Origin of the sequence: Bifidobacterium dolichotidis, assembly GCF_003951975.1 — a bacterium.
In the GTDB taxonomy this organism is placed as follows: Bacteria; Actinomycetota; Actinomycetes; order Actinomycetales; family Bifidobacteriaceae; genus Bifidobacterium; species Bifidobacterium dolichotidis.
This window is the reverse complement of the sequence record NZ_QXGM01000002.1, coordinates 651,664-670,960: the sequence shown is the minus strand read 5'-3', so window position 1 is coordinate 670,960 and position 19,297 is coordinate 651,664. Positions and strand designations below refer to the sequence as shown.

Sequence of the window (19,297 nt, the reverse complement as noted above, 5' to 3'; positions counted from 1 at the left end):
ATGCTTTGTAGAAACAAATAACGCCGGTGCGAGAGGTGATCGCATCGGCGTTATTCGTTAGTTTGATTCAATCACTGATTGGCGTGATTGGCGTTGTCAGTTGGGCTTGTGGATGGCGTTGGTGTTGGCGTTGGGGAAGCAGCCTTCGTTGTCAGCCTGATCGTTGAACCCTTGTCAACCTGAGCGCCTGGAGCTGGATCCATGCCAGTGATGACTGCGGAGTCGGAGTTTGGACCAGAAACCTCAACCTTGAAGCCATTGCTCTCCAGTGCGGAACGAGCTTCTGCAAGCGTCATATTGCCCGTTGTATCGAGGTATGGCACCGAGACCTTGGCAACGCCCTGCGAGATGTAAATCGTCACGCCAGAACCACGCGTCACGCTCGTGCCCGAGCCTGGATCCACACGAGTCACATGATCCTTTGGCACCGAATCAGAGTTCTCGTATTCCACCGTGGCGGTCAAACCAGCCTGCTGCAGCTTAGAGATGGCGTCATCCTTCGTCATGCCCACAAGGCCGTCTGGAATGCGCGTCATGCCCGAAGACACATAGAGCTGAATCGTAGTGCCCTTTGGCTGCGACGTACCGCCAGCAGGATCGGTGCGTACCACGTGATCCTTCTCAATCGTGCCGCTATCTTCGATCTGCACGCTTGAGTTGACCTTGAAGCCAGCAGCCTCGAGCTGCGAACGAGCAGCTTCCTGAGTCAAACCAGTGACATCAGGTACCTTGCCTGACTTAGGACCAGTCGAGAACCAGATCTTCACCTTCGAACCCTTAGCGACTTCAGCGCCGCCCTTAGGGCTCTGCTTCGTGAATGTGCCAGCTGGTTCAGCTGAATCATTATCTTGCAGCACCTCAGCCTCAAGGCCAGCAGCCTTCAGCTGGTGAATTGCACGATCCTCGGTAGTCGTGGAGTTAAATGTTGGTACCTTGACCATTTCTGGAGCCGAAGCATGGCTTTGCCAGATACCAAAACCGATGGCAGCAAGAATTGCGATAATCGCAATAACAGAAATCGTAATAATTCGATTACGTTTCTTTTTCTTCTCGGCAGCAGCACGCTGGGCAGCACGAGTCTGCACACCAGTATTCGTGCCGGTCTGAGTGCCCGGAACCGTCTCAAACTGACCCGTGATCGGGTTAAAAGCTTGCGTTGGCTGCTCAGCAGGAGCTGCAGCGTACGGCATAGTAGCGGCAGTCTGCGCGGCCGTCTGCTCAGCCTGACGACGAGCCTTCATATTCGTCAGATCAGTCAGCGGATTGAACGCGGCAGCAATAGGGACGCCGCCGTTCATAAAGCGCAGAATATCGTTCTTGAACTCAGTTGCAGTGGCGTAACGGTTCTGACGATCCTTGGCCATAGCCTTGCCAACAATCGAGTCCCACATCTTTGGCAGGCCAGGAACGGCAACGCTTGGAGGCGTAGCAACTTCCGAAACGTGCTGGTAAGCAATAGCCACAGCCGAGTCACCCGTGAACGGTGGCTTGCCAGTCAACATTTCGTAGAGCACGCAGCCGGCCGAGTACAGGTCGGAACGCATGTCAACGCTCTCGCCGCGAGCCTGCTCAGGAGACAGGTACTGAGCCGTACCCACAACGCCTTGCGACTGCGTCATCGTCGTAGCCGAATCGTCGAGCGCGCGAGCGATGCCAAAGTCCATGACCTTGACGACGCCCTGCTCGGAAATCATGATGTTGCCAGGCTTAATATCCCTGTGCACCAAGCCCATACGGTGCGAGTACTCGAGAGCCGAGAGCACGCCGATCATAACATGCTCAGCATCGCTCTGGCTTAGGGCGCCATTGACGCGCAGAATATCGCGCAGCGTTTGACCCTTGACGTACTCCATAACGAGGTATGGCACGTGCTCAGTCTGACCGTTTTCTTGCACAACGGCTTCTTCGCCCGAATCGTAAATATTGACGATATTCGGGTTGTTCATCTGTGCCACGGCATGAGCTTCACGGCGGAAGCGAGCCAAGAAGATGTCGTCGTTCGAAAGCTCGGCGCGCATAATCTTGATAGCCACAGTACGACCCAACCTGGTGTCGGTGGCAATGTAGACTTCGGCCATGCCTCCACGACCGATCAGCTGGCCAAGCTGATAACGGCCGTTATCAAGGCTTGAAGGCATGTAGTTACTCATCCATGTTCCTTCCCTGTGCTCCGATGGCTGACTCATCACCCTCGGACGGCGATTGGCTGTTCATTTCGTCAGAATGATCGTTCGTAAGCGAGCCAACAAGCGGCACTCTTACTCCGGAACCGTTAAGCATTGATAGATCATGGTGCGGTGCACTTACCACGCGACGTGGTACGCGACCGTCCATTTGCAATACTCGAGTTTCTGCCTGCTCAGTTTGCTGATCAAGCAGACGTCGTTCAATATGCGACAGCACACGAGCAACGCTTAAAGCATCAGTTGGGCGATCCAGCGGATCCTTGGCCAACATGCTCATGACGTATTCGCGCAGCTGTACATCCACCGTGTCTGGCAGTGGTGGCACTGGATTATTCACATGCGCAGCAGCAATATCAACAGGCGTAGCACCCGTAAATGGGCGGTGACCGCACAGGCCTTCATAGGCCACAACACCAAGCGAATAAATATCAGACTGAGGCGTTGCCTGCTGACCCTGTGCCTGCTCAGGAGAGATGTACTGAGCCGTGCCCACAACCATGCCATCTTGCGTGATCTGCTCTTGGTTCGTGGAGTAGGAGACACCAAAGTCCGTGATCTTCACTTCGCCGTTGTCAGACACCATAATGTTGGCTGGCTTCACATCCCTGTGAATAATGCCACGGGAATGTGCAATAAACAGGCCTCGAGCAGTTTGCACAAGAATTGGCAGCAGCTCAATAGGATCCATAGGGCCATTAATACGGCGATACACATCTGCTAACGATTCGCTCGGCACGTACTCCATAATCAGGAAGCCAATGCCGTCTTTCTCGTAGTAATCAAACAGTGCAGCAATATTTGGGTGTGCCAAATTAGCCGAATTACGAGCCTCAGCACGCAGTCTGCGCAGCTTGGACTCTTTATTCGTCGTATCAGTGCGCAAAGCCTTAATAGCTACAGGGCGTCCGAGCTGAATATCGTAGCCCTTCCAGACCTCGCCCATACCACCTTGGGCAAGACGCGAATCAAGACGATATCGTCTATGAATCAGCTGTCCTTCCACAAGTTTCATCGCTTGAGTGCCTCCTCAATCATGGCCTTCATGATGGGACCAGCGGCAAACGAACCATAGAGGTCCACATTGTGCACAACCACTGCCACGGCAATTTTCGGATCATCGGCAGGAGCGAAGCCCATAACCCAACCATCAATAGCATTATTACTCTCGCCAATCTGTGCGGTGCCTGTTTTAGCTGCCACAGGTACACCTGGAATAGCGAGATTCGTATTTTCCTTCGTCACCACAGCCTGCATAGCCTGCGTGAGTTGCTTAGCATCGTCGTCGCTAAATGCCTTATCCATCATGCGTGGGCGAGTGTCTGGCATAACCGACAAATCGCTTAAACGCACACGATCTACAAGAGAAGGCCTCATAACGCGACCCTGATTAGCAATTGCTGAAGCAACAAGAGCAATCTGCATTGGTGTAGCCACCGTATCGCCCTGACCAATCGAAGCCAAAGCCAAACGATCTGGCGTGGCCTTAGTTGGGAACTTCGAGGCAACAGCGCGCATAGGCAGGCCAGTAGCATCGGTGCCATCAATCGTGATTGGTTCATCGAAGCCAAGCTTCTTAGCCATATCGCTGATCTTGTCATCACCGAGCTTCACACCAAGCTGTGCAAATGCCGTATTCGATGAGTACGCAATAGCATCTTCAAGCGAGATCATGCCATTGACACCGTCGGCAGCTGGCGTTGCATTCGTCAACTGGGTTTGCGTGCCTGGCAGTGTGTAGCTTGCGCCTGCTGGAATTTGCGTATCAAGATGATATTCGCCAGATTCCAGAGCGGCTGCTGCTACAACCGTCTTAAACGTGGATCCTGGTGGGTACAGCTGATTAATGGTGCGGTTCAGCATAGGGTTCGAAGGATTATTAATGAACTCCGAATATGCCTGACTTGCTTCACCATTGCTATGCGAAGCCAATGCGTTTGGATCGTAGCTAGGCGTGCTCACCATAGCCAGAATGCGACCCGTCTTTGGCTCAATAGCAACTGCTGCACCATCAGAGTCTTTCATCATGTTGTATGCAGCAGCCTGAATAGCTGGATCAATAGAAGTTTCAATAGAAGCGCCCTGGTTGGCATGACCAGTGAACGTAGCCAAGAAGCGCTGCCAGAACATAGCCTCGGACTGGCCCGTCAGCAGTGCATCACGCGAAGCTTCAATACCACGATCAGCAAGCTGAGACACCGAGAAGTAGCCCGTAATTGGTGCATACATGAGGCCGTCAGTGTATATGCGCTGGTACTTATACGAATCATTCGAAGGATCCGACTTGGCAATAATCGTGCCATCAGCAGCCAGAATCGAACCGCGATCGGTGTTCAGCGTAGACAGCAGCGAACGCCAATTACGTGGATCGTGAGCCAAGTTATTCGAACGCACGGTCATAATAATCGACGACGAAATACCCAGTAGAACGAACAGAACAATCACTGACGTAAAGATCTGACGTAAATACTTATTCATGGCTCACCTCCTCGAATGATGCAGTTGGTGGAAGTTTGGAAACAGTAGTTGGCACGTCATCAGAAGCACGAGGAATGCTCGTGTTTGCAGCATTGTGTGCGCCGTGTGCATTGCCTGCATTGACTACGCTGCTTGCATTGTTCACAACGTGCACATTGTGCGCGCTATGAGCACCGTGGGCGCTGTGCCTGCCGTGCGACGACGAAGAAGAAGACGATGAAGCCGATTCCTCATGCAGTGCATTGAGCTGCTGACGATGACGCAGCATGGCAATAGCCTGCTGGCGGAACGTTTCCGACATATCGGTTTCGGTCTTTGTATTGGCCTGATTCGAAATAATGACGAGCAATGCAGCCAGCACCGTGTTAGCCACGAGTGACGAACCACCTGCAGCCATATATGGCATCGTCAAACCAGTCAAAGGAATAACGAGCGTAATACCGCCAACAACGGTAAACACCTGGAATGCCATAGAGAAGGCGAGGCCAGCAGCTAACAGCTTGCCGAAGCCATCTTTAATCTTCATAGCGGCGAGCAGACCAGCCGTTACAAGCAGCATGTAGATGAGCAGAATAGCAAGCACACCAACAAGGCCCAGCTCTTCACCAAGCGAAGCGTAGATGAAGTCGGAGTTAGCCAGAGGCGTCAGGTTAGGGCTGCCAGCACCAAGACCAGTGCCGAACAGACCACCGGCTGCCAAGCCGAACAGACCAGTGACGAGCTGCGAAGAGCCGCCAGGGTAGCGGTCATACACGGCTTTATCGAATGGGTGTAGCCAAGCTTCCACACGGTAGCTCACGTGAGGGAACAGGTGCACAGCCGCAACGCAGCCAATAATGAACGCCAAGAAACCAATAATGAGCCAGCTCGTACGACCCGTAGCGATGTAGAGCATGGCTACAAACATGGCGAAGAACATCAGCGATGTACCCAGATCACGCTGCAGCACGAGCACGCCCATGGACGTAATCCAAACAATAATGATTGGACCCAAATCCTTAATACGTGGCAGCTGCAGGCCAAGCACCTTCTTGCCGCCCACAGCCAGCTGATCACGGTGATTAAACAGATACGAAGCAAAGAAGAACGCAAGGAACAGCTTGGCGAATTCGCCTGGCTGCAGCTGGTACGGACCAATACCGATCCAAATACGAGCGCCACCAATTTCGCGGCCCAGACCTGGCACCATTGGCGACAGCAACAGCACCAAACCAATAACCATGCTGACGTATGAGAAACGACGTAGCACACGGTAATCGTGCATATAGGCGAAGAACAAATTCGCGCACACTAACGCCACGCACAGCCAAATAAGTTGTCGAGTTGCAACCGTCGTATTTGCCGTAATATCAAGGCGAGCAATCATCAAAATGCCCAGCACAGCAAGCAATTCCATGCAGCACATAATGGTCTGATTGGCGTTCGGCTGGAACTTCGACATGATGCCCCAAGTCACCAAGAACAGCACGGCACCAATAGCAAACATGATGACTTCGCTCGACTCAATTTTGCCTTGCGCGCGCTCGAACATCTGGAAGAATCCCAGCACGGCAATGACGATGACGAGCAACGTCAAACCGAGATATTTCAACCGCTGTGCCATCAGAATCGACCGCCTGTGATCGTTTCGAGGGTTACTTCGGTTGCGCCCGCAGACTTCGAGTCACTCGACTTGTTGTCTGACTTAGACGACTCATGTTTCGACGAGTCCGACGACGTTGAACTCTTTTTATTACTGTCTTTGCTTTGCTTGGCCTTCCACTGTTCCAGTTGCTCAGCAATGAACTGTGAATGGTCAACCGCATCTTCGTACGAATTCACGGTAATGCCCGAAGCCAAACGATCCTGCCATTCACCTGGCAGCTCATTGACCTTGAGGTTCGTGGTGCGCACAGGATGTGAAAGCTCAAGACCAAACAGATTCGTTGGCACGCCTTGGTAAATCGTAACCTTGCCGTCATTTGGTGCCAAGTAATACTGGCTCTGGCTCCATGCATAAGCGCACCAACCGCCAACAACAGCACCAATAACCAAAACAGCAGCAATAATCGCACCGATAATGCGATGACGCGAACGGCGCGAACGAGCATCCTTTTTCTGCTGCAGCTGTTCGTGATGAATAGCCTCAACAACATCAGGATCATTAGGATCAGCCGTTAAACGACCATCACTCTTACGAACGACTGGGATTTCACCCGTATCTTGATCAGCAGCACGCTCATCATTGTGCTCACGCACCTGCGAAGGCTGCGCAATGCGCTGTGGTTCCGGTGCTTCTGGCTCATCACCATGATCAGCCGAATCCGCCTTATTCAAGGCTGCTGCACGCTGAGCAGGGCTGGACTTGCCCTCAGTCAAAGCAGGGGCAGAAGCCACAGGCATATCAATAATGTCGGCAATAGCGGCCAAATTCTGGCTTGCAGCACCACCAATCAGTGGCGTCTGAGCACGATCTGGCTGTGCTGCAGCATGTGGCAAAGCCACCACAGCATCGGCAATAACAGCCGTAACGTTATCGGTCGATCCAGCACGTAAAGCCATAGCAACCAAGTGCTGAGCACATTCCTGCGGATCAGTAAAGTGCTCAAGTGTCTCCTTGAGTGTGGCATCGCCAAGCACACCATAGAGGCCATCAGAGCACAACAGCAGACGATCGCCTGCATGAGCACGACGCAAACCAACATCTGGATGTGCATCAATATCAAAGTCACCAAGCACACGCATAACAACATTGCGCTGAGGATGGTTGCGACCTTCAGCCTCAGTAATGCGCTTGGTATCAATCAAATGCTGCACATAGCTGTGATCATTCGTCAGCCTGAGCAGCTTGCCATTGCGCAGCAAATAGGCACGAGAATCACCAATATGTGTAATAATCCAGTAACCCGCAGCCAACGAAATAGCCGTAACCGTGGTGCCCATACCAGCGAGCTTGCGCTCACGACGAGCCTTACCCACAATGGCGTCATGTGCAGCGAGTACCGAAGCGACCATAACGTGCGTAGCGCGTGCAACATCGCCTTCTGCATGAGCCTGCTCAATATGAGCCAGCGAACGTACGGCAATAGTAGAAGCTGTATCGCCGCCAGCATGGCCACCCATGCCATCGCATACAGCAACTAAATATTCGCCAGCAAACGAGGAATCCTGATTGTTGGCGCGAACCGTACCCACATCAGAAACGGTTGTGGAGTACATATGCAGAGCTGGTGGCGGTGGCACTAAGGTCTGGGTCGCAGTAGTTGCCGTATTTGCAGATCGTTGAGCTGACGTTTGTTCAGGCGCTTTCGGAATAGGTCGAGTTGGAACCTGTGCGTTCGACTGTTGAGATATTGGAGTTTGCGCCATCGGTCACCTCAGTTCAAAGGTTGTGGCGCCAATGCGTACAGGAACGCGAGGGCCAAGAATAGTTGGGGCAGAGATACGCTGCTGATTGACGACGGTGCCATTCGTGCTGTGCAGATCTTCAACAGCCCAAACGCCAGTTTCTGGATCTGGGTACACACGTGCGTGATGTGACGAAACGAACTCATCGTCAAGCACAACAGTGTTCGAAGCGGCACGGCCAAGAGTTACGGCCGAGCCATTGAGAGGAATCGAAGAGCCAGCCAACGGTCCATCAATAATCACTAATAAAGTCGGCGCAAAACCGGCAGCAGACGCGGCTGCAGAGGCTGCAGCAACTTGAGCCTGCTCAGCAGCTGGAACGGACTGAGCGAGTCCAGCTAAGCCGGCCGAACCTCCGGCTGCATCAATGGCTGCGGCAGCGGCAGCAGGGGCTGCGGAAGCCATTGATGCAGCAGAAGCGGCGGCGTGACGGCCCTGACGGGCTGCAGCGTCGGCCACATACACTGGGGCTGCGGCAGAAGGCATAGGACGAGCCGAACGCGTCGGGCTTTGGGCAGCCTTACGAGCGACGCGATCTTTGCGCCTATGCGCGCGCGATTTACGCGGACTGTATGTTTCGATGTCGCGATGCAGCGATCGCACAACGAGCCATACGAACACCCAAAGCAGGATTAAAAATCCGTACTTGAGCGCCGCAAACGTAAGTTCGGTAATCATAGGGATTGTTGACTCCTCGAAACACAACAGTCAACATCGCTGCGCTTGAAAACAGTAAAGGGACAAGAAAGTTTTCAATGCGGCAGCGCTGCTGACTGTTGGCCTCGTCGCTTAGTCCTGATCCTGGGATGAAGCCCAGTACAGAATGCAGGTACGTCCAATCGTGATCGTGTTGCCATCGAGCAACGTGGCAGCTGGCACCTGGTGGCCTTCCACATACGTGCCATTCGTGGAGCCCAGATCACGAGCAATCACACCGTTATCGGTGATATCAATTTCAAGGTGCTTACGCGAGATACCTGGATCGTCAATAACAATGTCGCAGCCCGAACCGCGGCCAATAATCGTCTTATCCTTGGTCAGCAGGTACTGGCTGTTATTGATCTCAAGGATTGGGTAGTCCTGCATCTGATCATCGGTTGCTACAGGAACTGCATTACCTTGCTTCGACTCAGAGAAGAGCTTGAAGCTGCCCCTTGGCAGATCGAGGTCTTCCATAAATTCCACAACGACTGGGCCTACGAACGAATAGTGCTGGCTCAGGCCGTACTTCGTCAGGTTGTCGGCAAGCTCATTAGCCAATGCCGTGGAGCCCCACTGTTCAATGCGATCAAAGTCGTAGGTGCTGAACTTAAAGCGGTAGTCGTTTGGTGCCACGGTGCGGTCGCGACCGACTGGCATAGCTTCTTTATCGATCTCGCGTTCGAGTGCACTCGACATATCAACAGGCTGAAGATCCTTGCTACCAAATTTTGCAAAGACGCCGTTCACTGCACCTTCAACGCTTTTCTCAAAACGATCAAGAACGCCCATATTAGTCCCTTTCTATCGTTACCCATCGTACGCGCTTACGTCAACTAGGCAACTTTTTATACCTTATTATCAAGTAACTCCAACGCACTCTGCACGTTCTACGCACATTCTAAAGCGCTTTTGTGTAAGTTCTGTGGTCCGTGAAATGAACAGACGGCAATGCTCGGGTGTAGTTTTGGGCCTATGGATAAGCATGCATCTGCTGATATTGAACTGGACGCACGTTTGCTGGAGCAGCGTGCTGCAATTGATGCGTTCGCTGAACGCAATGCTCGTACTATGAGCTTCCGCAATGGAGCTCCTCGAACGCCTCAACTGCTTGGCGATGGTTCTCGCATGCTGTTCTTGCGTTCGGATGGCCCTGAAAATACACAAACCAGCCTGTGGATGAGCGTGCTGGGCGCAGGTGCTTCCAGTGCTGTTACGGCAGCCGATTCGGCATCGAATTCGTGCAGTAGCGTCAATGTTGAGCTGCTGTTGGCTGACCCAAGTGCGCTGCAGCCTGAGAATGCCGAAGTGCCAGCCGAAGAACTTGCTCGTCGCGAACGCGCACGTGAGCGCGCAACGGGCATTGTGTCGTATGCCACCGATACTGCAGGCCAGCACGTGGTGTTCTCGCTTGATGGCCAGCTGTTTGTGGCCAATATTCCAACGACTGAAGAAGCGCTGTCGCTCGCTGCCAAGCATGATCCAAAGGCAACGCAAGCTGTGGTCAACGCTCATGCGGTTGACGTGCGTTTGGAGCAGGGCACGCAAGCTGACGCGCAGCCTGTGCTCAATGCTCGCCTGAGCCCTGACGGCCAGCGCGTGGCATATACCACGGGTTCGGCCATTGTTGTTGTGGATCTGACGGCCGGTGCCTCGCATGCTGAGTCTAACGATACGAACGCCGCTATTGTGCTGCAGGTGCCAGCTGACCGCCGTGAAACGGTGACGATTGGTCTTGCTGAGTTCGCTGCCGCTGAAGAAATGGATCGTTATGAGGGCTTCTGGTGGGCTCCTGATTCGCGCACGCTGCTCGTTGAGCGTGCCGACAGCTCGGCTGAGCCAATTTGGAATATTTGCGATCCTGCAAACCCTTCTGCTGAGCCAGATTCCCGTAGGTATCCTCGTGCGTTGACGAAGAACGCTGCGGTTGCGCTGCTGCTCGTTCGTCTTGACGAGCGTTCGCCTCGTTCGATTGGTACGGCTCAAGTTCACTGGGACGTTGATCAGTATGAGTACTTGGCTCGCGTGCTGTGGCCAGGTCTGCACCGTCCGCTGCTGCTTGTGCAAGACCGTTTGCAGCGCAACGATCAGGTGCTCGAAGTGCATATTCCAGCCGTTGAAGAATGGAATGATTTCTCGGCTAACCTCGTGTCCACTTCCGACTTCGCTGAAGTCGAGACCACGGCTGTTGAGCAGCACCACAATGATCAGTGGATTGACATTATTGATGGCACGCCTGCATTAACGCCTAATGGTCATCTGATCTGCGCCTTGAACGATATGCAGGCCGATACGAACCGTTTGACGATTGATGGTAAGCCATTTACGCCACAGGGCTGGCAGGTGCGCAGCGTGCTCAGTGTTTCTAACACCGACGTTATGGCTGTTGTGCAGCGTACTCCTGAGTTGGCTGCTGAGGTGCCAGAAGCATGGGCTGAAGATACTGATTGGTATGATGCACGCAGCTACGATGTCGTCACGATTAGCCTTGACGGTCATGTTGAGGCTGTTTCTGAGGTGCCTGGTGTCTGGTCGGCTCAGAGGCGCGGCAAGGGCTTAGTGCTGTGGGGTACGAGCATGGCATCGCCACAGGTGCACATGACCCATATGTTGCACACCGAGGAATCAACTGAACAGCAGACGATTCGTAACAACGCAGCAACGCCAGGATTTGAACCAAACGTAAGGTTCGTGCAGCTCGGCGAACGCAAGTTGTTCACGGCAATTACGTTGCCAAGTAAGTCGAGTGAGTACGCAGGCGCGGCAAAGCTGCCTGTGCTGATGAAGCCATATGGCGGCCCAGGCTTCCAGGAAGTGGCGCTGTCACAGCGTTACTACTGGGATTCGCAGTGGTGGGCTGATCAGGGCTGGATTGTGGTGACCAGCGATGGTCGTGGCACTACGGGCCGTGGCCCACGCTGGGATCGTGCCATTTACGAGAACATGAAGCAGGTTACGCTCGACGATCAGGTTGATGCTGTGCATGCATTGAAGGATGCTTTGGTTGCAATGGGCGAGCAGCGCCATGAGCAGCTGCCTGAGCCAGATCTTGAGAATGTGTCGATGATCGGCTGGTCCTATGGCGGATTCCTTTCGGCAACGGCTGTGCTCGAGGCTCCTGATGTGTTCCGTTCGGCTTGTGCAGGCGCTCCGCCAGTGGATTGGACGCTCTATGACACGCATTACACCGAGCGTTACTTGGGCCTCGATCCAGATGTATACGAACGCAACTCGGTGATTGCGTCTGCAGCGAATTTGCAGGGACATTTAATGCTCATTCATGGTTTTGCAGACGATAATGTGGCCGTTGCAAACAGCCTGCGACTGAGCCATGCGTTAATGGCAGCCGGCAAGGACCACACGTTCCTGCCGCTCGTAGGCATTACTCATATGACAAATGATCCAGAGGTGGCAAAGAATTTGCTAATTCTGCAGCGAGACTTTTTAAGGAAGGCGGGGACTGATGGAAATTGCGCTGCTCAATGAAGCACAGTATGCAGAGCAAATGAAGCAGGTCGTGCTGCCTTCATTGGCTGCATGTATGGAAAAGGGCGGCATGCGCCCGGCAACTCGCACCTATGCGGGTGCAGCGCTACGACCGCTTGCTAATAAAGAGCCGTTGAACTATGTGTGCTACGACTGGCATCGCTTCCATGAACTGGGCGTGCCAGGCGCTTCGCAGACGTTCCATGGAGCAGTGGTACTGGCTCATGGCTTCTCTGAGTTCGCCGCAAAATACGACGAAATGAGCTGGTACTTCTTGCTTGCCGGTTACTCGGTGTGCATTATGGAGCAGCGCGGCCATGGCTTCTCGCCACACGACAACCGCAATGGCGATACAACAATCTGGATTGATGATTGGCATCGCTGGGTTGCTGACTTGGCTAAGTTCTGTCGCAATGTTGGCCGTTACTATGCACAAGGCGAGCAGCTTGCGCTGTATGCGCATTCCATGGGTGGTGGCATTGCTGCTGCCATGCTGGAACGCTATGCATTCCAGGTTGATAAGGCCGTGCTTTCGTCGCCAATGATTGCGCCACGTACTGGTGCACCAAACTGGCTTGCTGGAGCAGTGTGCTCGTTGGCTTGTGATTTGGGTCGAGGCTTTGCCAAGGCTCCGGGTCAGCACGAGTACTCCACGGAAATTGATTGGGAACGCAATCAGGGCGCAAGTAAGGCACGCGTTGAGTGGTATCAGTCGCTGCGCGCTGCTGAACCGCATTACCAGCCAAGTGCTGCATCGAATGAATGGGTACGCCAAGCATTGCAGATGTCGCAAGGTATTTTGCGTCCATCAATGTGTGCTCGTATTTCAGTGCCAGTGCTGTTGTGCCAAGCCACCAATGATGTGTGGGTGCATACGAATAAGCAAGACGAGTTCCGCGAACGCGTGCTCGCTGCTGGCGGCAGTATGTATTTTGAACGCTTTAACGCATGCCATGCGATTTTCTCGATGCCAAACCATGTGTTGGCGCCATATCTCAAAGATATTTTGCGCTTCTTGCATTCGGGCGAAAAAATCAGCGTGCTCGAATAGGCATGTTTGAACCAACATGCTTCAGCAAACGTGTCTGAATAAATGTGCTTGAACCAACGCGCATGAATCAATGTGCATGAAGCATTGGAAACGTTTGAGTATGGGAATGGAAGGATTCTAACGATGAACGACGTACTCATTAAGGCTCTTGAGACCTTTATTAATGAGGATTACGACGAGGCTTGGAAGCTGTACGACCAAGCAGCACAAGGTAATGATGCTGAAGGCAACGCTGCCGCAGACATTGATACCGATCATGCTGCAGCTATGCGCAGCATTGTTGCCTATGCCATGGGTAAGCAGGCACTTGAAGATGCTCCTGTGCAACTGCTCGAAATTGCTGAAGCGGAAGCACAGCGCATTATTGATGCACAGGGTTCTCTGGATGCCACGGCTGCTGTGAAGGCTTGCGCTACTTCGATGTTCATGACGTTGAAGGTGCTTGTCGATTGGCTCAAGGCTCAGTACCCAGATAATGAGGTTGTGCTGCCTCACGAGCTCTCGGTTGAGATTGTGCATGTGCTGCGTTCGTTCGCCAATATGATGGATCGCCTGTCCGATACGTACTCGGGTATTAGCGTGGTGCAGCCATTTGCTCTAATGATGCCTAACTTCTATATGTTGCTCGAAGCAGTGGCTTCGAGTGAGACGCAGGCTGTGCTCGACGGCAAGGCTACGTTTGAAGGCGAAGAGATTACTGAGCTCAACGAGCTGCTTAACGCCATTGACAATGAGCAAGACGGTCCAAGCGAGTTCTTGAAGATTACGCTCAACAAAGTTATGGCAGAGGACCGCAAGCAGCGCTTCACTGCTCAGGACTTCGCAGCTGTTACTAAGAAGGCAAACCTCGACGGCAAGCAGGGCGCTGCTCAGCAGGGTGACGCAGCAAACGCAGAGCCATCAGAAGCTGATGCTGTTGCCGCAGCAATTGAAGCTCATGACATGACTGCTGATAAGGCTTTTGAGCAGGCTACAGCTGATACGCTGCGCGCACTGCGCAAGTTCACGCGCCAGCCACTGGCTCATCTGACCGAGTTCCACAACCTTGCTTTCGCCTTCGCGTATGTTGCCGATATGGCCACCGATCCAACGCTGCGTCAGACCGATGAGCGCGATCAGAAGCTGGCTGAGCTCTACAGGCGTCTGTACGACTTTGTGGACACGGCTCGCGACGTTATTCTGATGCGCCAGTGCCCAGGCGGTAAGGCTGATCCAGATAGTGTGGAACAGCTCAAGAACAACTTGGTTATGCTGTCGATGACGTCGATCTGTGCAACGGCAACGGGTGCTGAACTCGTGGATCTGGTGCCAGAAATGGAGCGCACATTCAACCGTCTTGTCACGGTTTCGCTGAACCTGATGAAGCGCGTTGTGGCTCCTGAGCGTTTGACTGATGGCAAGGAGTATCACGGCTTCGAAGACACGGCACAAAACATTGCTGTGCTGAGCCTGCGCTTCATTCTGGTGCTTGCTGCTTCAGGCCTGCGCTAAAACTCGCCCCCGACCTCTCTGAAGTTCATAGCATGGCTAGAATCAAGGCAGAGAGGAATGAGGTAAGTGCATGTCGAATAAGCCATTTCGTCCATCGCAGTATGCCCCGGGCAAGGGCAAGAAACCGCGACTCGAACGGTTTGGTCGTTTTGGTGCGTCACGCGTGCTCGTTGGCTGCCTGCTGCTGCTTGCAGGCGGCTTCTTCTGGGGAGTTAATGGCACAACATCAAAGTTCCTGCTTGAAGACTATGGTGTGACGCCAATTTGGCTTGCCTGCATTCGTGAATTGCTGGCTGGCGTCATGTTCTTAGTTGTCGCTGCCATTAGTGAGCCAAAGCGCTTACTTGGCGCACTCAAGACGCCGCGTGACTGGCCTCGATTTGTTTTTGCTTCGTTAACCTGCGTCATGTTGGCGCAGGTTGCGTATCTGTTCTCGCTGGATTACACAAATCCAGGTACGGCAACGGTTATGCAGCAGCTCAACCTGATTATGGTGCTGTTCTATGTCTGCTTGGTAGGTAAACGCTGGCCAAGTATGAAGGAAGTTGCCGCAATTGTGCTCGCTTTTGCGGGCGTCTTCCTGCTCGTTACTGGCGGCAATCCAACAACGCTTTATATGCCTCTTCCTGGCCTGTGCTGGGGTCTGCTTGACGCCCTTTCTGGCGCCTGCCTTGCTATTGTGCCTATCTCACTGATTAACCGTTGGGGTAACTTCACGTTCAACGGCATTACATTCACGCTCTCTGGCCTGCTGTTGATTCCGTTCGCTCATCCAATTGCCGACGCTCCTCATTTGGATCTGCGCGGCTGGGGACTGCTCGGCTTCACAGTCATTGGTGGCACATTCCTTGCGTTCTGGCTGTTCTTAGGTGGCGTTGTGCGCGCTGGTTCGCTGCGTACGTCACTGCTGTCTACATTCGAGCCAGTTGTGGCCACGGTTACGGCCGTCGTTTGGATGGGTACAGTCTTCCTGCCAACTGACTTTATTGGTTTCGCACTTATTCTTGCCATGGTTGTAGTTATGGCCGTCGGATCTAGCCGTCGTAGCAAGAAGTCAGAACCCGAACTTACTGAACAACCTTCTTCGGAAAGGTTGAAGCAATGACGCAAGCATCCGTCAAACCAAAGCTGCAACGTTTTATTGATGCTGAGCGCTGGTTCGCATGCCCACTATGCAGTGAGGTATTGCAATTTGATGCCAGCAACGGCCATGCACTCGTGTGCAGTAATCATCATTGTTTTGATCTGGCAAAACAGGGCTACGCAAATCTAGAGCCGCATGCCAAAACGAGTGAGGTCTATAGCCGAGCGAACTTTGAACAGCGTGGCCGAATTTTGGAAGCGGGCTACTACGCACATGTGCTGAACGCAGTGGCTCGAGCACTGCAGAAAACTGGTCACACGGCGGGAGCTGTGCTCGATGCCGGCTGTGGTGAGGGTTACTACGCACGTGCCATCGCGCAGCAGTTCAGCGACGCCGATGTGCTGGCTTTTGATTTATCAAAGCAGTCAGTGCAGTTAGCCGCGCGTGAGGATGCTGACTGTGCTGTGCGCTGGTTCGTTGGCAATTTAATGAACTTGCCAATTCAGAACGAGCGAATTAGCACGCTGCTCAATGTGTTTAGTCCAGCGAACTATAGCGAGTTCAACCGCGTACTCGAGCCAGATGCTGTGGTCGTCAAAGTTGTGCCGGGCTCTCAGCATGTGCATGAACTGCGTGAGCTGGCAGCAGGGAAGGGCTTGGTTCGTCAGCGTGACTACAGCAATGAGCAGGTTGTGGATGCTTTTGCTGAGCACTATTCGATTGTTTCACGGGAAACAGTTAGCCAAACGTTTGCGATGCCAGCAGACGATGTGCTCGCGTTCGCACAGATGACGCCATTGCTGTTCCATGTGGACTTGGATGAGCTGGATTTGACGCAAGTGCATGAAGTAACGGTAGAAGCGGAAGTGTTAGTCGGAAGGAACTGACCAGTGTCGAAGAAGACGCAGAACAGGCAGCAGAATAAGCCAAACGAGTATAAGCAGCGTCGCGCGCAAGCACAGCGTATGCGTGAACTCGAGTCGCGAGGGGAGTTGCCACAGCCGCAAGCTCAAACGGTTACGGAACCGAACGAAAAGCCAAAAACGAGCAAGCTGACGATTCTTACGTTGGTTATGGCTGTTGCTGGCGCCATTCTGCATTTTGCTTCGCCGCAGCTCGCAATTGCAGGCTTCACACTGTGCCTGCTGTCGTTTATTGTGGGCGTCATTAATTTGGGTATGGAACGTCATAAGAAGACGTCAACGAAGAGCGCGTGGAAGGTGCTTGGCGCTGCCGTTATTGCTGGCTTGTTGTGCGCTATGACGGCCACTTGGTGAACAAAACCTTACATGAATATAAAAAAATTGGCGATTCGATGCGGAGGGGATGCCGTACGAATCGCCATTGGAATATTGGAAACTACAAGAGTTTCCTCACTTCACGGGGAAGTTGTGTAATCCTGCCTTGAGTGTGCTACTCAAAACAAACCCCTTGGATGGTAAATCTGTAATTACTTGACGCTCCTGATGCGCATGATGATTGCAGAAGCAACCATGACGACTGCAATCGACACGATGAAGACGCAGACATATGCTGCACCTGGAGTGGTCGAGCTGTGCGTGAACTTCGTGACCATGCTGATAACGCCCGTCGTCAGGATCGAGCCGACGACAGTAGACATCGTGTTAGCAAGGTTCAGAATGCCCAGATCCTTACCAGCGTCTGCCTTGTTTGGCAGCACGGCAATGTTCAGAGCCTGATCGATGGCGTTGTAGACGCCGTAACCGAGGCCAGCCACAACAGCGAACAGGTACATACCAATTTCTGAGTGGATGAACAGTGGGATTGCCGTACCTGCAGCAAACAGCACGCTTGCGAAGGCAACTGGAAGCTTACGCATGTTAAGACGGTCGGTAATCACGCCGGCAACAGCTGCGGAAATAAGAGCCGTGATGAGCGTAATAACAGCCATAGCAGATACGATTTGCAGTGCCTTAGTCTGAGCATCGGCCCTGCCGGCAAGAATGAAGTCTTGGCAGATGAACAGCTGGTACGTGGTGACCATGCAGTAGCCGCTGAGCATGAGCAGACGGCCGAACAGTGCCAGATAGAAATCAGGTGCATTGCGTGGTGGGCAAAGCGTGAGCAGCAGGCTCTTCACCGTGAGCTGCTTGCGTGGTTCGTTGACGCTCGATTCTTCCTTAGGGAAGATGAACAGCGTAATACCGAAGCCAACAGCAACAATGAAAGCAGCAGCGAGCAGCCAGCTTGGGCGCAGGCCCTGAGCGCCCTTAGCGAGCATCAGAGAGCCGACGAACGTACCCATGGTGTTACCAACTGCAGAACCTGCACCATAGAACGACGAAACAGTACCGCGCTTCTTTTCGCTGACACGATCAGACATGATGGCAATAAATGGTGCGAGCAGCATGTTGAAGCCAACCTGTGCGCAGCAGTACAGTGCGAAGACTCCGGCGACCGTGTGACAGTAACCTGCGGCAGCGAAGCTTACTGCGGTAACGGCAGTACCGCCCAGAATCCATGGCGTGCGCTTGCCAAAGCGCGAACGAGTCAAATCAGATAGTGCACCAAAAACAATGTTGGCCACAAGAGCGACGGCGGCGCCGACACTATTCAAAGCGCCAAGCAGGCCAATCTTGTGTGCGCTATCCATAAGCTCCAGTGTTTTCGGAAGCGTAATAGTGGAGAGCATGATCCAAGGCACTGCAGTACATGCAGAGAAGAGTGCGAAGCCAATTGTGTATCGAAGTACCTCGATACTTGACTTACTCATGCCTCTGCCATGCATTACCTCGGTGATATCCGCGGCTTGTGCGGCGGAGAGCTTTTGTGACGCTTTAACGCTTTGTCCGAAAATTGACATAGTTTCCCCTGACTGTGTTGGACAAGTAGTTCACAATGAAGCGCGACTCCGCGTCTTCATGTGCGCTGGTAGTAATTCGTTGTGGTTGTGTATGCTCCGTTGCATTGTCCTTGGATTATTCCAATAGACAGCTGGTCGCATCGGCAAGATCATGGTTGTGATCATTTGGTTGCGCATAGAGCTCGATCTCTATTGCAATCATTGCTGATTACGTTGTGTTGTCATGTATGTGAACGCATATCGCATTCATAGCGTGACAGCTTGCAGAGATTAGGTATCGGCCTTAATAGACCGTGCCCACTTACTTTTTGTTGTATTGCGCACCATCTTTGTCGACTGCTCCTTGGTTTTTGCACCAGGTACGAACCGCCAACACAACAAGCTATGCATTGCTTATTCGCATACCAAGTCAGCTGTTGGTTATGGTTTCGTTCCTTATGCAGTTATTCATTGCGGCTGGAACATACTAGGCGAATTAGCTACAGCTCTAGGTAGGCATGTAATCAAACATTGATTACGGTACGCTTCCCCTAGCGTGTAGTGATGTCCCCCAATATTCCGATGAGGTCTGCAACCGACATGACGTTCATCAATCTGCCTGTAGCAGCTCTCGA

General features: G+C 52.9%; 14 protein-coding genes. 6 read left to right on the top strand and 8 right to left on the bottom strand.

Going from position 1 to position 19,297, the window contains the following annotated elements:
* Positions 1-71: 71 nt before the first annotated feature.
* The 7 genes from pknB to D2E26_RS06555 form a co-directional block, all read right to left on the bottom strand.
* Positions 72-2,150, bottom strand: a complete 2,079-nt coding sequence (pknB, locus tag D2E26_RS06585; RefSeq protein WP_125963887.1) for a Stk1 family PASTA domain-containing Ser/Thr kinase — start codon at positions 2,148-2,150, stop codon at positions 72-74.
* Positions 2,143-3,198 (bottom strand): serine/threonine-protein kinase, encoded by a 1,056-nt coding sequence (locus D2E26_RS06580; RefSeq protein WP_125963886.1) that lies wholly within the window; start codon positions 3,196-3,198, stop codon positions 2,143-2,145. Before D2E26_RS06580 ends, pknB begins: the two co-directional genes overlap by 8 nt.
* Complete coding sequence (locus D2E26_RS06575) at positions 3,195-4,661, bottom strand: peptidoglycan D,D-transpeptidase FtsI family protein (RefSeq protein ID WP_125963885.1); 1,467 nt, start codon at positions 4,659-4,661, stop codon at positions 3,195-3,197. Before D2E26_RS06575 ends, D2E26_RS06580 begins: the two co-directional genes overlap by 4 nt.
* On the bottom strand, positions 4,654-6,264 hold the full coding sequence (locus D2E26_RS06570; RefSeq protein WP_241218895.1) for an FtsW/RodA/SpoVE family cell cycle protein: 1,611 nt from the start codon (positions 6,262-6,264) through the stop codon (positions 4,654-4,656). The genes D2E26_RS06575 and D2E26_RS06570 overlap by 8 nt, the downstream gene beginning before the upstream one ends.
* Positions 6,264-7,859, bottom strand: a complete 1,596-nt coding sequence (locus D2E26_RS06565; protein ID WP_125963948.1) for a PP2C family protein-serine/threonine phosphatase — start codon at positions 7,857-7,859, stop codon at positions 6,264-6,266. Before D2E26_RS06565 ends, D2E26_RS06570 begins: the two co-directional genes overlap by 1 nt.
* Before the next feature lie 153 nt (positions 7,860-8,012).
* The gene (locus D2E26_RS07660) at positions 8,013-8,726 is read right to left on the bottom strand and encodes an FHA domain-containing protein FhaB/FipA (protein WP_420897207.1); all 714 of its coding nucleotides are present in this window, start codon (positions 8,724-8,726) and stop codon (positions 8,013-8,015) included.
* Positions 8,727-8,837: 111 nt separating this feature from the next.
* Positions 8,838-9,539, bottom strand: coding sequence for an FhaA domain-containing protein (locus tag D2E26_RS06555; protein WP_125963884.1), 702 nt, complete (start codon positions 9,537-9,539; stop codon positions 8,838-8,840).
* A gap of 183 nt (positions 9,540-9,722) precedes the next feature.
* On the opposite strand from D2E26_RS06555, the gene D2E26_RS06550 reads away from it, so the two are divergent.
* From D2E26_RS06550 to D2E26_RS06525, 6 genes are all read left to right on the top strand, one after another.
* A complete protein-coding gene (locus tag D2E26_RS06550; RefSeq protein ID WP_125963883.1) occupies positions 9,723-12,233 on the top strand; it encodes a prolyl oligopeptidase family serine peptidase in 2,511 nt (836 codons plus the stop codon).
* Positions 12,211-13,284, top strand: coding sequence for an alpha/beta fold hydrolase (locus D2E26_RS06545; protein ID WP_125963882.1), 1,074 nt, complete (start codon positions 12,211-12,213; stop codon positions 13,282-13,284). The genes D2E26_RS06550 and D2E26_RS06545 overlap by 23 nt, the downstream gene beginning before the upstream one ends.
* A 123-nt stretch (positions 13,285-13,407) precedes the next feature.
* Positions 13,408-14,775, top strand: coding sequence for a hypothetical protein (locus D2E26_RS06540; RefSeq protein WP_125963881.1), 1,368 nt, complete (start codon positions 13,408-13,410; stop codon positions 14,773-14,775).
* Between the two features lie 70 nt (positions 14,776-14,845).
* Entirely contained in the window at positions 14,846-15,880 is a 1,035-nt protein-coding gene (locus D2E26_RS06535) for a DMT family transporter (RefSeq protein WP_125963880.1), read from the top strand.
* Positions 15,877-16,746 (top strand): methyltransferase domain-containing protein, encoded by an 870-nt coding sequence (locus D2E26_RS06530; protein ID WP_125963879.1) that lies wholly within the window; start codon positions 15,877-15,879, stop codon positions 16,744-16,746. The genes D2E26_RS06535 and D2E26_RS06530 overlap by 4 nt, the downstream gene beginning before the upstream one ends.
* Positions 16,747-16,749: 3 nt before the next feature.
* A complete protein-coding gene (locus tag D2E26_RS06525) occupies positions 16,750-17,136 on the top strand; it encodes a hypothetical protein (protein WP_125963878.1) in 387 nt (128 codons plus the stop codon).
* A 173-nt stretch (positions 17,137-17,309) separates the two neighbouring features.
* Here D2E26_RS06525 and D2E26_RS06520 read toward each other — a convergent pair whose 3' ends face one another.
* Positions 17,310-18,593 (bottom strand): MFS transporter, encoded by a 1,284-nt coding sequence (locus D2E26_RS06520; RefSeq protein ID WP_206432078.1) that lies wholly within the window; start codon positions 18,591-18,593, stop codon positions 17,310-17,312.
* Positions 18,594-19,297: the final 704 nt, after the last annotated feature.

Excerpts from the sequence above, each read along its gene's own strand:
- pknB (WP_125963887.1), bottom strand. The coding sequence starts at position 2,150 with ATGAGTAACTACATGCCTTCAAGCCTTGATAACGGCCGTTATCAGCTT.
- D2E26_RS06565 (WP_125963948.1), bottom strand. The coding sequence starts at position 7,859 with ATGTACTCCACAACCGTTTCTGATGTGGGTACGGTTCGCGCCAACAAT.
- D2E26_RS06535 (WP_125963880.1), top strand. The coding sequence starts at position 14,846 with ATGTCGAATAAGCCATTTCGTCCATCGCAGTATGCCCCGGGCAAGGGC.
- D2E26_RS06570 (WP_241218895.1), bottom strand. The coding sequence starts at position 6,264 with ATGGCACAGCGGTTGAAATATCTCGGTTTGACGTTGCTCGTCATCGTC.
- D2E26_RS06550 (WP_125963883.1), top strand. The coding sequence starts at position 9,723 with ATGGATAAGCATGCATCTGCTGATATTGAACTGGACGCACGTTTGCTG.
- D2E26_RS06580 (WP_125963886.1), bottom strand. The coding sequence starts at position 3,198 with ATGAAACTTGTGGAAGGACAGCTGATTCATAGACGATATCGTCTTGAT.
- D2E26_RS07660 (WP_420897207.1), bottom strand. The coding sequence starts at position 8,726 with ATGATTACCGAACTTACGTTTGCGGCGCTCAAGTACGGATTTTTAATC.
- D2E26_RS06530 (WP_125963879.1), top strand. The coding sequence starts at position 15,877 with ATGACGCAAGCATCCGTCAAACCAAAGCTGCAACGTTTTATTGATGCT.
- D2E26_RS06575 (WP_125963885.1), bottom strand. The coding sequence starts at position 4,661 with ATGAATAAGTATTTACGTCAGATCTTTACGTCAGTGATTGTTCTGTTC.
- D2E26_RS06555 (WP_125963884.1), bottom strand. The coding sequence starts at position 9,539 with ATGGGCGTTCTTGATCGTTTTGAGAAAAGCGTTGAAGGTGCAGTGAAC.
- D2E26_RS06520 (WP_206432078.1), bottom strand. The coding sequence starts at position 18,593 with ATGAGTAAGTCAAGTATCGAGGTACTTCGATACACAATTGGCTTCGCA.
- D2E26_RS06545 (WP_125963882.1), top strand. The coding sequence starts at position 12,211 with ATGGAAATTGCGCTGCTCAATGAAGCACAGTATGCAGAGCAAATGAAG.
- D2E26_RS06540 (WP_125963881.1), top strand. The coding sequence starts at position 13,408 with ATGAACGACGTACTCATTAAGGCTCTTGAGACCTTTATTAATGAGGAT.